The organism is Pseudomonas sp. FGI182, from assembly GCF_000511325.1.
Lineage (GTDB): Bacteria > Pseudomonadota > Gammaproteobacteria > Pseudomonadales > Pseudomonadaceae > Aquipseudomonas > Aquipseudomonas putida_Z.
Window position 1 is genome coordinate 3,217,463 of record NZ_CP007012.1, and the last position, 18,650, is coordinate 3,236,112.

The window sequence follows — 18,650 nt, forward strand, 5'->3', positions numbered from 1 at the left end:
CTCACGGATAACGTTTTCGGGTCGCTTCGGTGACCGGGTGTGAGAACCCGACTGATACAAGGCACCGTCGTTATGGCGGCCGCGCGCGGGCAGGCTTAGGTCTGGCCGAGTTTTGCCTTTGTTCCTCGGTTTCTCACCCCGCGCACGGCTGCCACCCACAATCCGTGAGAAAGATTGAAGTGGCAGTCTCCTTGAGCAGAACAAAGGTGATATACCATGAATAACATTGTCCCCGGCCCACCACGCCGTCCCATCAACACCCCATTCTTCACCGTCAAATCCGACATCTACCCTCCCCACGCCCTCGCCCACGTCATCGAACTACTGCGCGGCGTTATCGATACCCTCGACGAACACTGCCGCACCCACGCTGGCGAGCCCGGCCTGTGCAATGCCTTGCATGCCACTGAAATCGCCCACTCGCTGGTAGCGCATTCGCATGCGTGGCTGTTCGGCGCAAAGGAAAAGGAAGAGGAGTGACGACATGACAGACGAACCCAAAGTCATCCTCACCATCGGCGCAGAGACCTTCCTCGAGGTCGGCAACCCGCCGATCAATCTGCTGCGGGTCCAGCCCGGCATTCCTATTGATGATGCCTACGAGCAAGTGTCGATCCTGCTGAGCTATATCAAGCACCTGCTGCGCGAAGGCGATATGGAGGACGACCACAAGTTCCTGGGCGCCGCCGATTACCTCACGGCCTTGGCCAAGGCTTTGATGAACGAGGTTGAGCTGACCAAAAATACCTTGCGCTAAAGCTCAGGGTTCTGCCTGTACTGGCCTCATCGCCGGCAAGCCAGCTCCCACAGGTACAGCATTGCTCTCGAGGTTATCGCTGTACCTGTGGGAGCGGCCTTGTGTCGCGATGGGGCGCGCAGCGGCCCCAGGATCTTGGCTGCGGTGCGGATATCGCTGGGGCCGCGTTGCGGCCCTTTCGCGACACAAGGCCGCTCCTACAAGGGGGCTGCGCAGTCCAGGGGATTGATGTCAACCGACCAGGGCGCGTACGCAGAAGTACAGGATCGACGGGCCCATCAGGCAACCCAACCCGGTATGGAAGGTGGCTGTCAGCGCCCCGTACGGCACCAGGCGCCGGTCGGTCGCCGCCAGCCCGGCCGTCACCCCCGACACCGTCCCCGCCAACCCGCCGAACACCATCGCCGAACGTGGGTTGTCCAGCGCCAGCAGGCGCGCCGATACCGGGGTAAACACCATCACCAGGATCGCCTTGATCAGCCCGGTGGCAATCGACAGCGCCATCACGTCCGAGCTGGCCCCCAGCGCCGCACCGGTCACCGGCCCGACGATATAGGTCACCGCACCCGCACCGATGGTGGTCATGCTCACCGCATCACGGTAACCGAAGGCGTAGGCCACCGCAGCGCCGACAATGAACGGCAGCACCGTGCCAAGCAGCAGCGCCACCGCGCCGATCATCCCTGCCCTGCGCGCCTCGGTGGCCTGCACCTCGAAGGCCGTGGCGACAATGGCGAAGTCGCGCAGCATGGCCCCGCCCATCAGGCCGATGCCGGAAAACAGCGCCATGTCGGCCAGGCCTTTCTGGCCACCGGTAATGGTGCCGCCAACCCAGGCCAGCACCAGGCCGATGACGATGGCGATGGCCGAGCCGTGCACGCGGCCGAAAGTCAGGTACTTCGACAGCACCACCGACAACCACATGATCGCGCCCACCACCGCGAAGGCAGTGATCAAACCGTTATGTTCCAGGGCATTGTCAATGATCGGCCACATGATCAACGCCCTCCTGCAGGGGCAGCCTGCACATTGCTTTCGGGGCCGGCCTCCACTGCCGGCAAGGGTTCGCCGCGGTGGCTGCGGCTGATCAGGGCAATGGTCGCACCGCACACCAGTACCGCACCCACCGCCGCCAGCAACGCCACCGGCCCGCCGTGCAGGGCGGTGACCACGTTCTGCTGGGCAGCCATGGCCACCACCACCGGGATGTACATGGCGCCCCAGAAGCCCACGCCGAACTCGCATTCCTTGCTCATGCCGCCGTTGCGGTGCATGTACAGGCGTGCGCAGATCAGCAGGATCATGGCGATGCCGACCCCGCCCACATTGGATTTGACGCCCAGCAGCACGCCCAGGAAGTCGCCGACGATGACGCCAGCAAGCGTGCAGACCGCCAGCAGTGCCACACCATAGATGATCATTGTTGTTGTCCTCAGGTAGTGTCGAAGTTGCTTGTTGTTGTTCTTCGTAAACACACTTTTGTGCAGCTTTTGCCCCCATGGAACTGAACTCTGTGGGAGCGGCTTTAGCCGCGAACACCGGCGCAGCCGGTGCCATGCACCGCGTTGGATTCTTCGCGGCTAAAGCCGCTCCCACAGGGATCACCATCCGCCGCAGTGCCGCTGTCATCGTTCGTTGGCCACCTCCTGGCGCAGCAGCGCATCCAGGGTGTCCCAGCGGGTGCCTTCAACAGCAACCACCCTGCCCTGTTCGAACACCGGCCGGGCCAGCCCGCCGAGCACGTTGCCGGGCGGCAGTGCCAGGTGCAGGCGCACGCCACGCTCATAGGCGTTGCGCAACGTAGCACGCCAGTCGATCACCCGCGCCATGTTGCCGGCCAGGTCGTCGCGCAGACGCTGTGGGTCGAACACCGGCCGTGCGCTGCTGCCGCTGAGGTAGGTGATACGCGGTCGCTGCAGCTCGACCGTGGCGAACGCACTGGCCAGTTCGGCCGCCGGGCCATCCAGCAACGGGCAATGCGACGGCACGCTGACCGCCAGGCGCCGGGCCACGCCCTGGCCCAGCCGACGTGCCTTGGCGGCAACCGCAGCCATCGCGCCATCGCTGCCGGCGATGACGATCTGGTTGTCGCTGTTGAGGTTGGCGACATACACCTCGCCACCCGTATCGCTCAGCAAGCGTTCGACACAGGCCAGGTCCAGGCCGCTGAGTGCGGTCATGCCGTAGCCTTGCGGATAGGCGCGCTGCATCAGTTCGCCACGCAGGGCAACCAGGCGCACGGCATCGGCAAAGCCCAGGGCGCCCGCCGTGACCGCCGCCGGGTAGGCGCCAATCGACAAGCCCGCCACGTAATCCGGCGCGGGGCTGCGCTGCATCAGCCAGCGCGCCCAGGCCACGCCAGCCAGCAGCAGGCACAGCTGCACGGCACGGGTCGTCTGCAGGGCCTGCTGGCTGTCCAGCGCCAGGGCCTGCTGGCCGAGGGTGTCACTGGCCTCTTCCAGCAATTGCCCGGCACCCTCAGGCAGGCGCTGCAGCATGCCCACCTGCTGGGCGCCCTGGCCGGGGAAGGCGAACAGGCTGCTCATGCTGCACGCTCCATCGCTGCCCATGGGTCGCTGACCAGGCGTGGACCATGGGCCGATTTGAGCAGCACGCGGCGGGCGAAGCCGGCCCACTCACGCAGGGCGACAGCACCCGCCGGGGTTTCCAGCTGCAGGTCGATACGACAAGGCGCGCAATCGAGGATATCCAGCAGCTCACGCGCCTGCGCCCGGGCCAGCGGTTGTGGCGTGCGCAGCAGCAAGTCCAGGTCGCTGTCGGCGTGTACCACCTCCATACCGGTCGCGATCTGGTACCCCACCCCACCTGTCGGCCCCCAGGCCAGGCCGCTGGCATCCAGTACCGGGGCGACCGAGGCCAGGGCCTGCAATGCAGGCCAAGGGCTTTCAGCTTGCCAGCGCAGTGCTTCGGGGCCTTGCTGACACTGGATATCGGCCAGCCGCATCAGTACACCCGACCGCTGCGCCCTGCCCTGGCCACGCAGCCCCACCGCCACCCAGCCGTCCGCACAAGTGGCACGGCGCACCACCACCGGCTGGCCGCTCAGCAGCACATCCTGTGCCCACCGCGGTGCATCAGCAGGCAGGCCCGATACGGGCATGCCCCAGAGCAGGTCGTGCGGCCTTGGCGCGTTCATCTCAAGCGCCCTGCCACTGGCGGCGCAGCTGTTCACGCACCTGGCGCGAGGCGCTGCGGTTTTCGCCCGCCAGCCGCGACGACAGGTCGCTCGAACTGCCGATGTCGCGCACCGCATCAGCCAGGCAGCCCCGTACCTGGGCGATGTCGGCACTGCTCGGCGTCTCGGCGTTGTCCACCGTCAGGCGGCGCCACAGCAGGCCCAGCGAGGCGTAGCTGGCCAGGTCGTAGGCCATCGGCGGCACCTCGGCGGCCAGGGCTTCCAGTTGCTCGACGCTGCGCAGGGTGATGCGCGCCGCCGCCGCCTTGCCCATGGCGTGCACCATGACCCCGGCATCGTCCAGGGCGATCAGGCGCTGGGCCTGGTAACCGTGGGCCAGGAAGGCACCGGACATGGCCTTGCCGACCAGCAGGCCGATCACCGGGTGCCCGGCCAGCCGCGCCTGGGCATAGGCCTGCACCGCAGCGGCCAAAGCCTGGTGAATACCCAACGCCTCCTCACGGCGGCCATAAGCCTGGCTGGGCACATCGATCACCGCGACGATGGCGCGCTTCTGGCCATGGCGGTCAGCCTCGACCGCTTCGCTCACGGCCTTGGCCAGCCCCCAGCCTTCCAATAGGCCGACTTCGCCAGAGCGCGCCCGGGGGAACGGGTTGTCGGCGTCCGGCACCACGGCGATGAAACGCGCCAGGCGGTTGTCCAGTTCGCCATCGATTACCCGCAACGACGCGGGGTAGCCGGGCAAGGCTTGCCCGCCGGCCAGGCCCGGGAGCCAGTTCAAGGCACGGTTCATTTGGCTTCTCCTTGGTAAAGGTCACGCACGGCAGCGGCATCCAGTTGCGGGCAGCCATCGCCCAGCCGGGCCAGGCGTTCGAGGAACCAGGCGTGTTGACCGGCGCGATCCCTTGAAGGCTCGTCGAGCAATTGCAGCAAGCGTTCGCGCAACGCCTCGATATCATCGGCCACATAGGCATCGACCAGGCCGCTGGCGTGGCGCTGCTCGCCGCCGGTCAAGCTCCAGATGAAGGGGCGGTCCTTGGCGTCGTATTCACCGATGCCCGCTTCCTGCTCGATTACCTGCGGGCCGTTGAGGCCCAGGCGGGCTTCGCGGGTGACCAGCAAGTGGCTGCACAGGCCGGCGGCGATGGACATGCCGCCGAAACAGCCGACCGAACCTGCGACCAGGCCGACCACCGGCTGCCAGGCGCGCAGCTCGACAATCGCCGCCTGTATTTCGGCAATCGCCGCCAGGCCCAGGTTGGCTTCCTGCAGGCGTACACCGCCGGTTTCCAGCAGCAGCACGGCGCAGGTGGGGATGCCGTTGCGGTTGTCTTCGATGGCCAGCTCCAGCGCACCGGCGATCTTGGCCCCCCCCACCTCGCCCATGCTGCCACCCTGGAAGCCGCCTTCGATGGCGGCAACCACAGCGTTGCGCCCGTTCAGCAGGCCCTTGGCAATGACCACGCCATCATCGGCCTGGGGCACGATGCCCTGGCGCGGCAGCCAGGGTGACATCAGCCGGTCGAACGGCCCCAGCAGTTCACGGAAGCTGCCCGGGTCGAGCACGGCGCGGGCGCGTTGGCGGGCGCCCAGTTCGACAAAGCTGCGGCTGTGCAGCAGGCGTGCGATATCAGTCATGGGCGATCTCCTCGAAGCCTTGCTCCAGGCGCAGGCGCACCACGCCTGGGGTGGCGCCGAAATCATGGATGTCGATGTTCACGGCCGGCCAGGTGCGGCCCTCGAACAGGCGCTGGAACAGCTGCGCCCAGCGGGCAGCGCTGCCGTTGACCGAAGTCACCACCTGGATTTGCAGGCTGCCGGCGGTGCCGGGTTCGATCAGCACTTCAAGGTCGCCGGAGCTGACGCAGCCCACCAGCGTGCGGCCACGCCCAGGTGCGGCGGCGGGGAATTGAAAGGTCAGGGTTTCCATGTCACAGGCTCCCGGCTTTGTCGAGGAACAGGCAGGCGGCCAGCAGATCGGCGGCGCCGCCCGGTGAGGCATTCAGGTGCAGCAGGTGCTGGTCCAGCCGGCGCAGCTGTCGGCGCCCGGCCAGCGTGGCGCTGCCGCCTTCGCTCAGCACAGTACGGGCGCCGTGCTGGACGGCAGCCAGCCCGGTCGGGCCGCTGCGCCAGAGCACGCAGGTATCGTTGAGTACGGCCATGATCGCCAGCAGCGCGTCCAGCCGGGCGTGCGGCTCGCTGGCACCGGCGGCGCGGCTGCGCTGCAGTTGTGGCAGGCCGTGACCGATAACCGCCGGGAAACCTTGTTGCGCCTGTTCGCGGGCGCCGCCAGTGCCGTAGCGGCGGCGTACCTGCAGGCCATGGCTGTCTTGGGTGGTCATGGCGGGGTCGTCGAACAGTGCGATGCGACCGGCGCGGGCAGCCAGGGTGTTGGTATCGGCCTGGGTGTCGAGGGCCTTGGATGCTACCAGCAGGCCGAGGGCCCAGATTGCGCCGCGGTGGGTGTTGACCCCGCCGGTGGCGGCCAGCATCGCCGCCTCGCCTTCGCGGCCGAGCCGGCCCAGGGTGGCGCGCAGGGGCTGGCCGAGGGTGCCGATGGCCTGGGCGGCTTCGGCGATGTTGCGCAGGCATGGCCACAGGGCCAGGGCCGAGGCATGCATCAGGGCCAGGGTCATGTCGTGGTGGGCGCCGTTGCCACGGCGGTCGACCAGGCCGGGTTTGGGGGACAGGTCGGCTTCGTCGATCAGGGCTTCCACGGCCAGGTCGGCCAGGTGGTCGGCCAGGGGTAATTCGGTTGCTTGTGCTGGCCTCTTCGCGGGTGAACCCGCTCCCACAAGGATCGCGCAATTTCCAGATGCATCACTATTCCTGTGCTGGCGAAGAAGCCCATGCGGTTGCAAGTCGAGTGCTTTCATCACCAGCTCCTGAAGCGTGCAGGCGGGTTGTAGAGGCCGCCGGACCATTCGACCAGGTCGGCGATGCTGCGCGCGGCCAGCAGTTCGCGGCTGGCGTCGGTGCGGCGGATGCCGAGGTCTTCGGGCAAGGCGACCAGGCCTTGCTGGCGCAGGCGCTGAGTGTCCTTGGGGTCGTGCCGCAGGCCGATGGCGGTAACCCCGGCCACGGCGGCGATCATCTGCTGGCGCTCTTCCAGGCTGCGGGCCTTGTACAGGTAGGCAATGCCCTCCTCGGTCAGCAGGTGGGTGACGTCGTCGCCATAGATCATCACCGGCGCCAGTGGCATGCCGGCTTTCCTGGCCACTTCCACGGCATCGAGGGTTTCCACGAAGGTGGGCTTGCCGCCTTCCTGGTAGGTCTCGACCATCTGCACCACCAGCTTGCGACCGCGTTCGAGCATGGTTTCCGGCACGGTCATGTCGAGCCAGGCGGGGGTCGCATGGCGCCGACCACGGGGGTCGTGGCCCATGTTCGGGGCACCGCCGAAGCCGGCCAGGCGGCCGCGGGTCACGGTCGAGGAATGGCCATCGCCATCCACCTGCAGGGTGGCGCCAATGAACAGGTCGACGGCGTACTGCCCGGCCAGCTGGCACATCATGCGGTTGGAACGCAGCGAACCATCACGGCCGGTGAAGAACACATCCGGGCGCTGGGCGATGTAGTCCTCCATGCCCAGCTCGGTGCCGAAGCAGTGCACGCTTTCCACCCAGCCGGTCTCGATGGCCGGGATCAGCGTCGGGTGCGGATTGAGTGTCCAGTTGCGGCAGATCTTGCCCTTCAGGCCCAGGGACTCGCCATAGGTGGGCAGGATCAGTTCGATGGCGGCGGTATTGAAGCCAATGCCATGGTTCAGCGACTGCACCTGGTGTCTTTCGTAGATGCCGCGAATGGCCATCATCGCCATCAGCACGTGCACCGGCTTGATATGGCGCGGGTCGCGGGTGAACAGCGGCTCTATATAGAAAGGCTGGTCGGCAACCACCACGAAATCGACCCAGGATGCCGGGATATCGACCCGTGGCAGGTCATCCACGCGGTCCACCAGCTGGTTGACCTGGGCAATGACGATGCCGTCGCTGAACGCGGCCGGCTCCACCAAGGCCGGGGTGTCTTCGGTGCTGGGGCCGGTGAACAGGTTGCCGTCGCGATCGGCCATGAAGCCAGCCACCAGAGTGACGTTGGGTATCAGGTCGACCAGCAGCCGCGAGTACAGCTCGATATAGGTGTGGATGGCTCCGACTTCAAGCAGGCCGTCTTCCAGCAGCTGGCCAATGCGCAGGCTCTGCGGGCCGGCGAAGGAGAAGTCGAGCTTGCGGGCAATGCCACGTTCGAACAGGTCCAGGTGCTCGGCGCGGCTGACGCTGGGCATGATCATGTGCAGGTCGTGCAGGCGCCCAGGGTCGACCTTGGCCAGCGCACGCGAGAGGAAGTCGGCCTGCTTCTGGTTGTTGCCTTCGAGCACTACCCGGTCGCCGGGAGCCAGCAGCAGTTCCAGGGCTTCGACGATACGCTCGGTGGGCAGCACCACGCCGTCGGCGAGGTGGCGGACCCGGTCAAGGCGGCGCTGCTTTTCGGCGCGCCGCCGCGACCATTGCGGCGGTGGATTCTTGGTTGTTGTCATGGTGACTCCACGGGTTCGCTGTCGTGGGGGTCACCTTAGGGCTGTGGTGGTTGGGGGATCAATCAAGCTACTGGCGCTTTCGTTACTGTCAGGTTAATGATTGGAGCGCGCTACCTTCGGGCAGGGCAAAAATGCACGATGCCCTTGCACAATTGTCGATTGTGCAAGGCAAATTCGCATGACAGGATCCTGCGATCCTCCAGCGAACTCCAGACTTCACTTGGAAAATCAATAACAAAGCAGGGAGAACGCAATGACTGCGCACGCTCATACCTCGGCAACCGACCATGTGCTGGCCGAGGTCCGCAACCAGATCGGCCATCTGACCCTGAACCGCCCCGCCGGCCTCAATGCCTTGACCCTGGACATGGTCCGCAGCCTGCGCCAGCACCTCGACCTGTGGGCCGAAGACCCGCACGTGCACGCCGTGGTACTGCGTGGCGAGGGGCCCAAGGGTTTCTGCGCCGGTGGCGATATCCGCTCGCTGCACGACAGCTTCAAGGCCGGCGAAACGCTTCATGAGAGCTTCTTCGTCGAGGAATACGCCCTTGACCTGGCCATCCACCGCTACCGCAAGCCAGTGCTGGTGCTGATGGACGGCTTCACCCTCGGTGGAGGCATGGGCCTGGCCCAGGGCTGCGACCTGCGCGTGGTCACCGAACGCAGCCGCTTGGGCATGCCTGAAGTGGGCATCGGCTATTTCCCGGATGTGGGTGGCAGCTATTTCCTGTCGCGCATCCCCGGCGAACTGGGCATCTACCTGGGCGTCAGCGGCAGCCAGATCCAGGCAGCCGATGCGCTGTATTGCGGCCTGGCCAACTGGTACCTGGCCAGCGACCAGCTGGCAGCCCTCGACGAGGGCCTGGACCAGCTGCACTTCGGCGACAACCCACTCAAGGACCTGCAGAACCTGCTGGCCAGGCTCGGCACCCAGGTACTCGACGATGCGCCGCTGGAAAAACTGCGCCCGGTCATCGACCACTTCTTCGCCCTGCCCGACGTGCCTGCCATCGTCGAGCAACTGCGTGCGGTGAGCATTGGCGACAGCCACGCCTGGGCCGTGGCCACCGCCGACCAGCTGGAAAGCCGCTCGCCGCTGGCCATGGCGGTTACTCTGGAGATGCTGCGCCGGGGTCGCCACCTGAGCCTTGACGACTGCTTTGCCATGGAGCTGCACCTGGACCGCCAGTGGTTCCAGCACGGCGACATCATCGAAGGCGTGCGCGCGCTGATCATCGACAAGGACAAGCAGCCACGCTGGAACCCGCCGACCCTGGCCGCACTGCAACGCCAGCGGGTCGACCAATTCTTCGAAGGCCTGTGAGCCCGGGAGTACACAGATGCAAGACCTGGAACTGAGCGAAGAACAGATCATGATCCGCGACATGGCCCGGGACTTTGCCCGTGGCGAGATCGCCCCGCATGCCCAGGCCTGGGAAAAGGCCGGCTGGATCGACGATGGCGTGGTGCGCAAGATGGGCGAACTGGGCCTGCTGGGCATGGTGGTGCCGGAAGACTTTGGCGGCAGCTACACCGACTACGTCGCCTACGCCCTGGCGGTGGAAGAGATCGCCGCCGGCTGCGGTGCCACCGGAGCGATGATGAGCATCCACAACTCGGTGGGCTGCGGCCCGCTGCTGGCCTACGGCACGGCCGAACAGCAACAGCAGTGGCTGCCACGCCTGGCCACCGGCGAGGTGATCGGCTGCTTCTGCCTGACCGAGCCACAGGCCGGTTCCGAGGCGCACAACCTGCGTACCCGCGCCGAGCTGGTGGATGGCCAGTGGGTGATCAACGGCGCCAAGCAGTTTGTCAGCAACGCCCGCCGCGCCGGGTTGGCCATCGTCTTCGCGGTGACCGACCCGGAGCTGGGAAAAAAGGGCCTGTCGGCGTTCCTGGTGCCCACCGACAACCCGGGCTTCAAGGTCGATCGCAGCGAGCACAAGATGGGCATCCGCGCTTCCGACACCTGCGCGGTCACCTTCGACAACTGCCGCATCCCTGCCGCCAACATCCTCGGTGAGCGTGGCAAGGGCCTGGCCATCGCCCTGTCCAACCTCGAGGGCGGCCGTATCGGCATTGCTGCCCAGGCACTGGGCATTGCCCGCGCCGCGTTCGAGGCGGCGCTGGCCTACTCGCGTGATCGGGTGCAGTTCGGCAAGCCGATCAACGAACACCAGAGCATCGCCAACCTGCTGGCCGACATGCAGGTGCAGGTGAATGCCGCGCGCTTGCTGATCCTGCATGCCGCGCGCCTGCGCAGCGCCGGCAAGCCGTGCCTGTCGGAGGCCTCGCAGGCCAAGCTGTTCGCCTCGGAGATGGCCGAGCGGGTGTGCTCGATGGCGATCCAGGTACATGGCGGGTATGGCTACCTGGAGGATTACCCGGTGGAGCGTTACTACCGCGATGCGCGGATCACGCAGATCTATGAAGGGTCGAGCGAGATCCAGCGGATGCTGATTGCGCGGGAGTTGAAGCACTACCCGCTGTAGGAGCGGCCTTGTGTCGCGATAGGGCCGCAACGCGGCCCCAGCAAATTGTGCATCGAAGCTGACATCCTGGGGCCGCGTTGCGGCCCTTTCGCGACACAAGGCCGCTCCTACAGGGACCGCGCATCGGTTACAAACCCAACCGCAACGCCTCCCCCACCCCCGCCCCGCGCACATCGTCCGCCGCGCTGACCAGGGCAAAGTTGTAGGCCCCATGCGACCAATACCGCGCCTCCAGCTGGCCATCCACCCGCTGCCCGTCCGGCATGCGCCGATACTGATCACCTGGTGAGCGCAGGAACAGGCTGATGCGCTGGCCCTTGCCATCCTCGAACACCAGCAGCGCCGCCGGACCCTGCTCATTGCTCAGCAGGCGCGCGCCCACCGGTTTGAAGCCATAGCCCGCCAGGTCCGGCAACTGGCCCACGCGGCTGAAGTGGCGCCCCAGCCAGTCGCGCAACTGGCCCGGGTCGCTGGCCTGGATATCCAGCGCCTGGCTGCCGGCAAACAAGCGGTGTGCCTGGACGGCATCGGCCATCGGCAGGTCGGCACGCGCCAAGGTCGCGTCGCGCACCTGCCAACCGCCCAGGCCACCCACGCCCAATGCCAGCAGCAACACCGCCGCCGTGGCCCAGCGGCGCTGGCGGCGTTGGCGCAATTGCCGGCGCAACTGCCCCAGGTCCAGCTGCGCCGCCCCAGGCACTTCGCCAAACCCGGCCAGTGCCGTACGCAGGCGGCGGGCGTCGGCACGCCAACCCTCGACCTTGGCCGCGGCCTGCGGGTTGGCCGCCAGCCAGGCCTGCACCTCGGCCCGGCGCACAGGCTCCAGGCGCTCGTCGACGTAAGCGTGCAGTTCGTCTTCGCTGGGGATCAGGCGCGTCATTTCAGTCTCCGCAAGGCCGGGGGCTGGGGGCTGCCCTCAGTCAGTTCGCGCAAGGCATTGCGGGCGCGCGACAGGCGCGACATCACAGTGCCGATAGGGATACCCAGGGCCTGGGCGGCCTCCTTGTAGCTCAAACCCTCGACGCTGACCAGCAGCAACAGCGCACGCTGTTCTGCCGTGAGCCGGGCGAAAGCCTGCAGGTCGGCCTGGGCCAGGACAATGGCCTCGAGGTTGCCGCCAACCGGCTCGTCGTCGCGCTCAGCGCGGCCGAACCAGGACAGCCAGCGCGCATGCAGGCGCTCGCGGCGCTTACCGTCGAGGAACAGCCGATAAAGGATGGTGAACAGCCAGGCCCGCAGGGCATCGGCGTCGCGTTGCTGGTCGCGCCGGCTCAAGGCCCGCTCGACCGTGGCCTGCACTAGGTCGTCGGCGCTGCCCGGCTCGCGGGTCAGCCATACGGCAAAGCGGCGCAGGCGGGCCAGCAGCTCGCGCCACTGGTGGTCGTCCAGATCATGCATGGCAAAGTCCCGGCCTCTGGGGCTGTCAGTGTAAGAGGCAGACGCCTGTGAGGAAATTCTATTCCCGGCGAGGGAATAAGTTTTTCCCTGCGCCGTCGTACCGGCACCTTCACCGAACCGGACAATGACCATGAACTCACCCCTGCACGGCCCGGCCAAGGCCCTGCGCCTGGCCGCCATCGGCGCCGTGATGCTGGGCGCGGGCGCCGCCTTTGCCTATGCTGCCGGCTGGCTTGGCGAAACCCGCCTGACCCCGCAGCGCATCATCGACACCTTCGAAGCCCAGGCCGGGCATTACCCGGGTTACCGCAAGAACCACGCCAAGGGCCTGTGCGTCAGCGGCTACTTCCAGCCCAGCGGGCAGGCCGCCAGCCTGTCCACGGCACGGGCGTTCAGCCAGCCGCGGGTGCCAGTGATCGGCCGCTTCGCCATCGGTGGCGCCAACCCGTTCGCGCCGGATACCGGCATACCGGTGCGCAGCCTGGCCATCGAGCTGAGCACCGACGACGGGCAGGTCTGGCGTACCGGCATGAACAACCCGCCGGTGCTGGCGGTAAGCACGCCACAAGCCTTCTATGAACAGGTGCTGGCGGGGGCGCCAGACCCGGCCACCGGCAAGCCGGACCCGCGCAGACTGCAGGCGTTCTTCGCCGCCCACCCGGAAAGCGCGGCGTTTCGCCAATGGGCGGCAGGCTACAAGCCCAGCAACAGCTTCGCCAGCACGCAGTACCACAGCATCAACGCCTTCCGCCTGATCGACGCAAGCGGCGCGGCCCACCCCGTGCGTTGGCAACTGGAGCCGCAAACAGCGTTTGCCGCCCTGCCTGCCCAAGTCGATGACAAACAGTTCCTGCAGCACGACCTGCAGCAAAGGCTGGCCCAAGGCCCGCTGCGCTGGACCCTGCGCCTGGTGCTGGCGGAGCCTGGCGATGCGGTGGACGACCCTGCCAGCCCCTGGCCTGTCGAACGACGCAGCGTGGACGCCGGCACGCTGGTACTGGAGCAGGTCCACGGCCCCGAACAAGGTGCCTGCCGTGACCTCAACTTCGACCCGCTGATCCTGCCCCGGGGCATCCAGGCCTCCGCCGACCCGATCCTCGCCGCCCGTTCGGCCGCCTACTCGGAATCCTTCAACCGCCGCAGCCGCGAATCGCTCGGCACCGGAGCCCACCCATGAAAACCGACGCCTTCCACCCCCTCGCCCGCCTGTTGCACTGGCTGATGGCCGTGCTGATCCTGGCCATGTTGTTCATCGGTGTGAGCATGGTCGCCGACCTGTCGCCGCGCCACCCCGTGCTGATCGGGTTGCACAAGGCAACCGGCCTGGCCCTGCTGGTGCTGGTGCTGCTGCGCATCGCCGTTCGCCTGACCCTGCCCCACCCAGCCCTGCCGCACGACCTGCCCACACTGCAACGCTGGGCAGCCGGGGCCTCGCACCTGCTGCTCTATGGCCTGATGCTGGCCATGCCGCTGCTGGGCTGGGCCATGCTGTCGGCCGGTGGCTACCCCCGCCCGCTGGGCTTGCCGGCGATCGCCCCGCATGACCTGCAGTTGTACGCCGTGCTGCGCCAGGCCCACGGCTGGGCCGGCTACCTGCTGTTCGCCACGGTGCTGGTGCACGTGGGTGCGGCCTTGATGCACGCGTGGGTGCGCCGCGATGGCGTGTTGCGTAGCATGTGGCCTGGCCCACTGCGCCGCAGCGAATGACTCACGGCAGCCCAGGGGCTCGACAATCGATAATAATTCCCAACAAGATCGGCTTTCTGTCTGCCGAACCGCCCTGGACTGCCCTATGAACCTCGCAAAGGATCCTGCCACCCTTGTACCCGCCAGCACCCTGGACTTGCGTCCCCTGCTGCTGGCCAACATGGCCTGTACCATGTCGATGATGGCCTTCGTCGCCCTGATCGGCCCGATCGCCCGCCAGCTCGGCATGGCCACCTGGCAAGCCGGTGCCGCCGTGACCGTGGCGGGCGTGGTCTGGGTGCTGCTGGCCCGGCCCTGGGGGCGCGCGGCAGACCGCCTGGGCCGCCGGCGTATCCTGCTGCTGGGCAGCGCCGGTTTCACCCTTGCCTACTGGCTGCTGTGCCTGTTCGTCGAAGGTGCGCTGCGCTGGCTGCCGGGGGCGACCCTGGCCTTTATCGGCCTGATGGTCGCGCGCGGCTGTATCGGCGCCTTCTATGCTGCCATCCCGGTGGGCTGCAATGCGCTGATCGCCGACCATGTCGAACCGCAACGCCGGGCCCGGGCCATGGCCTCGCTGGGGGCGGCCAACGCCGTAGGCCTGGTGGTGGGGCCGGCGCTGGCAGCGCTGCTGGCGCGGCATAGCCTGAGCCTGCCGTTCCATATCATGTCGCTGCTGCCGGCCAGTGCCTTTCTGGTCCTGCTGTTCACCCTCAAGCCGCAGGCGCTGTCGCACAGCCATGCCCCCAGCCCGGTGCGGCTGAACGACCCGCGCCTGCGCCGGCCTTTGCTGGTGGCGTTCAGCGCCATGCTCAGTGTCACGGTATCGCAGATCATCGTCGGCTTCTTTGCCCTCGACCGCCTGCACCTTGGCCCTGCCGAGGCGGCCCAGGCCGCTGGCATCGCCCTGACCACGGTGGGTGTGGCGCTGATCCTGGCGCAGGTGCTGCTGCGCCAGCTGGAATGGCCGCCGTTGAAGATGATCCGGGTCGGCGCCACGGTTTCGGCCCTGGGCTTTGCCTGCGGCTCGCTGGCCACCACGGCGCCCTGGCTGTGGGCTTGCTACTTTGTCGCGGCGGCGGGCATGGGCTTTGTCTTCCCGGCGTTTTCGGCGCTGGCGGCCAATGCCATGCACGCCTCCGAGCAAGGCGCCACGGCCGGCTCCATCGGTGCTGCCCAGGGCATGGGCGCAGTGATCGGGCCGCTGGCCGGCACCCTGGTTTATGCCGTCGATCCACGCTTGCCGTTCCTGGCGGTGGCGGCGCTGTTGCTGCTGGTCGGGTCATGGCCGATGCCCCGCGATCAGCGGGCCTGACAAGCACAGCGCGCAAGCGCGCAGAGTGTGTTTTAATGCGCATCGCTCATTATTATTGACACCTCTGATTACAAGGCGGCTATGGACACGGGGACGCGACTCAAACTGGTGCGTGAACGCAACAACCTCTCCCAACGGGAACTGGCCCGCCGCAGCGGGCTGACCAATTCGACGATCTCGCAGATCGAGCAGAATCGTGTCAGCCCTTCGGTCAGCTCCCTGAAAAAACTGCTCGAAGGCATTCCGATGAGCCTGGCGGAGTTCTTCAGTTTCGACGAGCCGGTGCGCGAAGAGCGCTACGTGTTCCGTGGCGGCGAGCAGCCAGACCTGGGCCGCAACGGCCTGCGCATGCTGCTGGTCGGCGCCAGTGTCGAAGGCCGGCAGATGCGCATGCTGCGAGAACTGTATGCACCGGGTGCCGATTCGGGCGAACCGATCGTGCATGCCGAGGGTGAAGAGTGTGGCCTGGTCACCCGCGGCACCGTCGAGTTGTGGGTCGATGGCCAGGTGAGCGTGCTCAACTCGGGCGACGGGTACTACATCCCCACTACCCTGCCGCACAGCTTCAAGAACATCGGCCCGGACGAGGCCGAAATCATCAGCGCCAACACCCCGGCGAACTTCTGATTGCTTCATGCGTGCGGGATGGCACCGGCTTCGCCGGTGTTCGCGGCTGAAGCCGCTTGTATGGTGATACTCGAAGGGGTGGTGGGACGAAAAAGCCGAATCTGACTGTTCACAGCAGTACAGACCGTGGGAGAACTCGCCCCACCCCTTCACCAAAGCGCCGATAAAGAATGCATCGTTTGCAAGCGACGATAGAAGCAAGCCAGCGCCTCTTGGTGAAACCCCTCCGAGCCCAAAAACCATACCGTGGGAGTTCAGGCGATGGCAATGCGAGTAGAGAAGTTCATCATTGGCGTCGATGTCGCCAAGGTCGAACTGGTCAGCTATTGCGAGGAAACCGCTCAACAACACTCGTTGAAAAATACAAAGCCTGAGATCCGCAAGTGGCTGGCACTTCAGCCAGCCAATACGGCTATCTGTGTTGAAGCCACCAACGTTTATCACCTGGACCTGGTGGAGATGGCTTACGAAAAGGGTTTTGCAGTCTATGTCGTTGATGGGTACCAACTCAGCAACTACCGAAAAGGGATTGGCGGGCGTGCCAAAACTGATGCATCTGATGCCTGCCTGCTAGCCCGTTTCCTGGATCGTGAGGGCAGCTTGCTTCGTCCTTGGTCACCCCCTCCAGCCGTCTACAGCAAGCTTCAGAGCCTTCTCCGACGCCGAGCAGCACTGGTGTCAGCGCGCACCAGTCTGACCCAGAGTTGGGGTAACGAAGCGTCCCTCAAGGACGCCTTCAATAGCTTCGCCAAACACTTTGAATCGCTTGATCTGCTGATTCAAAAGCGTTTGAAGACGCTGGTTAGAGAAGCGGGGCTGAGCGAGCAGGTTGCCCGCTGCCAGGCAGTTGAAGGCATTGGTTTTCTGACTGCCGTCGCTTTAGTCACCGCCTTCATCCGCGGCGACTTCAAGCGCAGCGATTCATTCATCGCTTTTCTAGGCATGGATCTGAAAGTTGCCGAATCAGGCCAGAAATCCGGACGCCGATGCTTAACCAAGCGAGGCTGCTCAGAAGTGCGCCGGCTACTGCACAATGCAGCCATGGCGGCTAGCAAGACAGCTGCGTGGAAAGAGGTGTATGAACATTATCGGAATACAGGTAAGGCAACCACTCAGGCCCTTGTCATCCTGTCCCGAAAGCTGGCCAGAATTGCATTCGCCTTGATGAAGACTCAAGGCGAATACATGAGCAAAGGGGGCAAAAAGCATTGCCCACAACCATAGAATCTCCCACAGGGAAAGCGCCAACCCTGTGGGAGCGCGCATTCAGGACGGGCTGTCGGCGCCCTGACGCAGGGCCTCTTCGACAAAGTCCAGGCGGTCCTGCCCGAAGAACATCTCGTCACCGACAAAGCAGGTCGGCGCGCCGAACACCCCGCGCTCCACTGCCTCTTCGGTCGCGTGCTTGAGCGCGGCCTTCACCTCGTCATCACCCGCCAGAGCGCGAAATGCCTGCGGGTCGAAGCCGCCTTGGCTCAGCGTGTCGTCGAGGACAGCGTTATCGCCCAGGTTGCGGCGCTGCGCAAACAGCCCATTGAACAGCACCGCCAGCAACGCCTCGAACCGCTCCGGCGAACGCAGCTGGGTGCCCACTGCCCCGCGCATCAGGGTCAAGGTATTGACCGGGAACCCCGGCGGCAACTCGAACGGTACCCCATAGCGCGCGGCGAAGCGCGCCAGGTCAGTGAACATGTAACGGCCCTTGGCCGGGATCATCACCGGCGAGGCGTTGCCGGTGGCCTGGAAAACCCCGCCCAGCAGCATCGGCCGGTAGCGCAGCGTGACACCCTGGCGGGCACACAGGCCAGGCAGTTGCGTCCAGGCCAGATAGCTGGCCGGGCTGCCCAAGTCAAAAAAGAAATCGACAGTCTTGTGCATGGTTACGGTCCTTGCTCGGTGAAAGGGGCTTACCAACGTTCCATCCAGGGACGCAGGTCCAGCTCGAAGGTCCAGGCGTCGCGGGGCTGGGCGTGCAGGAACCAGTAGCTGTCGGCGATGTGGGCCGGGTCGAGGATGCCATCCTGGTCCTTGAGGGCGTAGCGCTCGGGGAAAGTGTCACGGATGAAGGCGGTGTCGATGGCCCCGTCAACCACCACGTGGGCGACATGGATGTTCCGCGGCCCCAGCTCGCGCGCCATGCTCTGGGCCAGGGCGCGCAAGGCGTGCTTGGCCCCGGCGAATGCCGCAAAGCCCGCCGCGCCACGGGTGCCGGCAGTGGCGCCGGTGAACAGGATGGTGCCGCGCTCGCGCTGGACCATGCGCCGGGCCACCGCCTGGGCGGTGAGGAAACCGGCAAAACAGGCCATCTCCCAGATCTTGAAGTATTTGCGCGGGGTTTCCTCGAGAATGCTACACGGCACATTGGCACCGATATTGAACACAAACGCTTCGATCGGGCCGATATCACGCTCGATGGTTTCGACCAGCGCCGCCACCTCCTCCTCCTTGCGCGCATCGGAGCCAAACCCGTGGGCCTGGCCGCCGGCAGCGCGGATTTCGTCCAGCAGCGGCTGCAACTTGTCAGCCTGGCGCCGGGTAACACAGGCAATGTAGCCCTCGCGGGCAAAGCGCTTGGCGATCTCGCCGCCGGTAGCATCCCCCGCGCCAATCACGAGCACCACTTTTTGTTGTTCTGTCATGCCTGCCTCCATTGGTGAATGATCGTTTACTAAACGAACGCTATG

Annotated in this window: 22 protein-coding genes; 9 read left to right on the forward strand and 13 right to left on the reverse strand. The window is 66.1% G+C overall.

Annotated features, from left to right (window positions below):
• Positions 1-216 precede the first annotated feature (216 nt).
• Together C163_RS14145 and C163_RS14150 are read left to right on the forward strand one after the other, a co-directional pair.
• The gene (locus C163_RS14145; RefSeq protein WP_025339380.1) at positions 217-480 is read left to right on the forward strand and encodes a hypothetical protein; all 264 of its coding nucleotides are present in this window, start codon (positions 217-219) and stop codon (positions 478-480) included.
• Positions 481-484: 4 nt separating this feature from the next.
• Positions 485-757, forward strand: coding sequence for a DUF3077 domain-containing protein (locus tag C163_RS14150; RefSeq protein ID WP_025339381.1), 273 nt, complete (start codon positions 485-487; stop codon positions 755-757).
• 231 nt (positions 758-988) lie between these two features.
• On the opposite strand, the gene madM is transcribed toward C163_RS14150, so the two are convergent.
• The 9 genes from madM to mdcA form a co-directional block, all read right to left on the reverse strand.
• On the reverse strand, positions 989-1,753 hold the full coding sequence (madM, locus tag C163_RS14155) for a malonate transporter subunit MadM (protein ID WP_024087229.1): 765 nt from the start codon (positions 1,751-1,753) through the stop codon (positions 989-991).
• A gap of 2 nt (positions 1,754-1,755) precedes the next feature.
• Entirely contained in the window at positions 1,756-2,178 is a 423-nt protein-coding gene (madL, locus tag C163_RS14160) for a malonate transporter subunit MadL (protein ID WP_003258591.1), read from the reverse strand.
• A 204-nt stretch (positions 2,179-2,382) separates the two neighbouring features.
• Positions 2,383-3,303: a malonate decarboxylase subunit epsilon gene (gene mdcH / locus C163_RS14165; RefSeq protein ID WP_025339382.1), complete on the reverse strand. Its 921-nt coding sequence runs from the start codon at positions 3,301-3,303 to the stop codon at positions 2,383-2,385.
• On the reverse strand, positions 3,300-3,914 hold the full coding sequence (locus C163_RS14170; RefSeq protein WP_025339383.1) for a malonate decarboxylase holo-ACP synthase: 615 nt from the start codon (positions 3,912-3,914) through the stop codon (positions 3,300-3,302). The genes mdcH and C163_RS14170 overlap by 4 nt, the downstream gene beginning before the upstream one ends.
• Before the next feature lies 1 nt (position 3,915).
• Complete coding sequence (mdcE, locus tag C163_RS14175) at positions 3,916-4,707, reverse strand: biotin-independent malonate decarboxylase subunit gamma (RefSeq protein WP_025339384.1); 792 nt, start codon at positions 4,705-4,707, stop codon at positions 3,916-3,918.
• The gene (locus tag C163_RS14180) at positions 4,704-5,552 is read right to left on the reverse strand and encodes a biotin-independent malonate decarboxylase subunit beta (RefSeq protein ID WP_025339385.1); all 849 of its coding nucleotides are present in this window, start codon (positions 5,550-5,552) and stop codon (positions 4,704-4,706) included. The genes mdcE and C163_RS14180 overlap by 4 nt, the downstream gene beginning before the upstream one ends.
• Entirely contained in the window at positions 5,545-5,844 is a 300-nt protein-coding gene (locus tag C163_RS14185) for a malonate decarboxylase subunit delta (RefSeq protein ID WP_024087234.1), read from the reverse strand. The genes C163_RS14180 and C163_RS14185 overlap by 8 nt, the downstream gene beginning before the upstream one ends.
• A 1-nt stretch (position 5,845) precedes the next feature.
• Positions 5,846-6,790: a triphosphoribosyl-dephospho-CoA synthase gene (locus C163_RS14190; RefSeq protein WP_025339386.1), complete on the reverse strand. Its 945-nt coding sequence runs from the start codon at positions 6,788-6,790 to the stop codon at positions 5,846-5,848.
• Positions 6,790-8,451: a malonate decarboxylase subunit alpha gene (mdcA, locus tag C163_RS14195; RefSeq protein WP_025339387.1), complete on the reverse strand. Its 1,662-nt coding sequence runs from the start codon at positions 8,449-8,451 to the stop codon at positions 6,790-6,792. Before mdcA ends, C163_RS14190 begins: the two co-directional genes overlap by 1 nt.
• 253 nt (positions 8,452-8,704) lie before the next feature.
• On the opposite strand from mdcA, the gene C163_RS14200 reads away from it, so the two are divergent.
• Positions 8,705-9,775 (forward strand): enoyl-CoA hydratase/isomerase family protein, encoded by a 1,071-nt coding sequence (locus tag C163_RS14200; RefSeq protein ID WP_025339388.1) that lies wholly within the window; start codon positions 8,705-8,707, stop codon positions 9,773-9,775.
• 16 nt (positions 9,776-9,791) lie between these two features.
• The gene (locus tag C163_RS14205; protein WP_003258582.1) at positions 9,792-10,943 is read left to right on the forward strand and encodes an acyl-CoA dehydrogenase family protein; all 1,152 of its coding nucleotides are present in this window, start codon (positions 9,792-9,794) and stop codon (positions 10,941-10,943) included.
• A gap of 127 nt (positions 10,944-11,070) precedes the next feature.
• Here C163_RS14205 and C163_RS14210 read toward each other — a convergent pair whose 3' ends face one another.
• Both C163_RS14210 and C163_RS14215 read right to left on the reverse strand, forming a co-directional pair.
• Complete coding sequence (locus C163_RS14210; protein ID WP_025339389.1) at positions 11,071-11,823, reverse strand: anti-sigma factor; 753 nt, start codon at positions 11,821-11,823, stop codon at positions 11,071-11,073.
• Complete coding sequence (locus C163_RS14215) at positions 11,820-12,341, reverse strand: sigma-70 family RNA polymerase sigma factor (RefSeq protein ID WP_025339390.1); 522 nt, start codon at positions 12,339-12,341, stop codon at positions 11,820-11,822. Before C163_RS14215 ends, C163_RS14210 begins: the two co-directional genes overlap by 4 nt.
• Positions 12,342-12,465: 124 nt before the next feature.
• Between C163_RS14215 and C163_RS14220 the strand changes: the two genes are divergently transcribed.
• The 5 genes from C163_RS14220 to C163_RS14240 all read left to right on the forward strand — a co-directional run bounded on the left by C163_RS14220 (position 12,466) and on the right by C163_RS14240 (position 17,190).
• Positions 12,466-13,518 carry a catalase family peroxidase gene (locus C163_RS14220; protein WP_025339391.1) on the forward strand — a complete coding sequence of 351 codons (1,053 nt, stop codon included), beginning with the start codon at positions 12,466-12,468 and terminating at the stop codon, positions 13,516-13,518.
• The gene (locus C163_RS14225) at positions 13,515-14,048 is read left to right on the forward strand and encodes a cytochrome b (RefSeq protein WP_025339392.1); all 534 of its coding nucleotides are present in this window, start codon (positions 13,515-13,517) and stop codon (positions 14,046-14,048) included. The genes C163_RS14220 and C163_RS14225 overlap by 4 nt, the downstream gene beginning before the upstream one ends.
• Positions 14,049-14,133: 85 nt before the next feature.
• Positions 14,134-15,339 (forward strand): MFS transporter, encoded by a 1,206-nt coding sequence (locus tag C163_RS14230; protein ID WP_025339393.1) that lies wholly within the window; start codon positions 14,134-14,136, stop codon positions 15,337-15,339.
• Between the two features lie 81 nt (positions 15,340-15,420).
• Complete coding sequence (locus C163_RS14235; protein WP_003248033.1) at positions 15,421-15,966, forward strand: cupin domain-containing protein; 546 nt, start codon at positions 15,421-15,423, stop codon at positions 15,964-15,966.
• Positions 15,967-16,227: 261 nt separating this feature from the next.
• Positions 16,228-17,190 (forward strand): IS110 family transposase, encoded by a 963-nt coding sequence (locus tag C163_RS14240; RefSeq protein WP_025337484.1) that lies wholly within the window; start codon positions 16,228-16,230, stop codon positions 17,188-17,190.
• Between the two features lie 42 nt (positions 17,191-17,232).
• Here C163_RS14240 and C163_RS14245 read toward each other — a convergent pair whose 3' ends face one another.
• Together C163_RS14245 and C163_RS14250 are read right to left on the reverse strand one after the other, a co-directional pair.
• The gene (locus C163_RS14245) at positions 17,233-17,844 is read right to left on the reverse strand and encodes a 2-hydroxychromene-2-carboxylate isomerase (protein WP_025339394.1); all 612 of its coding nucleotides are present in this window, start codon (positions 17,842-17,844) and stop codon (positions 17,233-17,235) included.
• A gap of 29 nt (positions 17,845-17,873) precedes the next feature.
• A complete protein-coding gene (locus C163_RS14250; protein ID WP_013972478.1) occupies positions 17,874-18,605 on the reverse strand; it encodes an SDR family oxidoreductase in 732 nt (243 codons plus the stop codon).
• Positions 18,606-18,650 lie beyond the last annotated feature (45 nt).

Bases quoted from the DNA above. Each gene is read 5' to 3' on its own strand.
- C163_RS14200 (WP_025339388.1), top strand. From the start codon at position 8,705: ATGACTGCGCACGCTCATACCTCGGCAACCGACCATGTGCTGGCCGAG.
- C163_RS14190 (WP_025339386.1), bottom strand. From the start codon at position 6,790: ATGAAAGCACTCGACTTGCAACCGCATGGGCTTCTTCGCCAGCACAGG.
- C163_RS14170 (WP_025339383.1), bottom strand. From the start codon at position 3,914: ATGAACGCGCCAAGGCCGCACGACCTGCTCTGGGGCATGCCCGTATCG.
- C163_RS14245 (WP_025339394.1), bottom strand. From the start codon at position 17,844: ATGCACAAGACTGTCGATTTCTTTTTTGACTTGGGCAGCCCGGCCAGC.
- C163_RS14230 (WP_025339393.1), top strand. From the start codon at position 14,134: ATGAACCTCGCAAAGGATCCTGCCACCCTTGTACCCGCCAGCACCCTG.
- C163_RS14185 (WP_024087234.1), bottom strand. From the start codon at position 5,844: ATGGAAACCCTGACCTTTCAATTCCCCGCCGCCGCACCTGGGCGTGGC.
- C163_RS14225 (WP_025339392.1), top strand. From the start codon at position 13,515: ATGAAAACCGACGCCTTCCACCCCCTCGCCCGCCTGTTGCACTGGCTG.
- mdcH (WP_025339382.1), bottom strand. From the start codon at position 3,303: ATGAGCAGCCTGTTCGCCTTCCCCGGCCAGGGCGCCCAGCAGGTGGGC.
- madM (WP_024087229.1), bottom strand. From the start codon at position 1,753: ATGTGGCCGATCATTGACAATGCCCTGGAACATAACGGTTTGATCACT.
- C163_RS14145 (WP_025339380.1), top strand. From the start codon at position 217: ATGAATAACATTGTCCCCGGCCCACCACGCCGTCCCATCAACACCCCA.
- C163_RS14210 (WP_025339389.1), bottom strand. From the start codon at position 11,823: ATGACGCGCCTGATCCCCAGCGAAGACGAACTGCACGCTTACGTCGAC.
- mdcE (WP_025339384.1), bottom strand. From the start codon at position 4,707: ATGAACCGTGCCTTGAACTGGCTCCCGGGCCTGGCCGGCGGGCAAGCC.
- C163_RS14220 (WP_025339391.1), top strand. From the start codon at position 12,466: ATGACCATGAACTCACCCCTGCACGGCCCGGCCAAGGCCCTGCGCCTG.
- C163_RS14235 (WP_003248033.1), top strand. From the start codon at position 15,421: ATGGACACGGGGACGCGACTCAAACTGGTGCGTGAACGCAACAACCTC.
- C163_RS14215 (WP_025339390.1), bottom strand. From the start codon at position 12,341: ATGCATGATCTGGACGACCACCAGTGGCGCGAGCTGCTGGCCCGCCTG.
- mdcA (WP_025339387.1), bottom strand. From the start codon at position 8,451: ATGACAACAACCAAGAATCCACCGCCGCAATGGTCGCGGCGGCGCGCC.
- C163_RS14180 (WP_025339385.1), bottom strand. From the start codon at position 5,552: ATGACTGATATCGCACGCCTGCTGCACAGCCGCAGCTTTGTCGAACTG.
- madL (WP_003258591.1), bottom strand. From the start codon at position 2,178: ATGATCATCTATGGTGTGGCACTGCTGGCGGTCTGCACGCTTGCTGGC.
- C163_RS14205 (WP_003258582.1), top strand. From the start codon at position 9,792: ATGCAAGACCTGGAACTGAGCGAAGAACAGATCATGATCCGCGACATG.
- C163_RS14250 (WP_013972478.1), bottom strand. From the start codon at position 18,605: ATGACAGAACAACAAAAAGTGGTGCTCGTGATTGGCGCGGGGGATGCT.
- C163_RS14240 (WP_025337484.1), top strand. From the start codon at position 16,228: ATGGCAATGCGAGTAGAGAAGTTCATCATTGGCGTCGATGTCGCCAAG.
- C163_RS14150 (WP_025339381.1), top strand. From the start codon at position 485: ATGACAGACGAACCCAAAGTCATCCTCACCATCGGCGCAGAGACCTTC.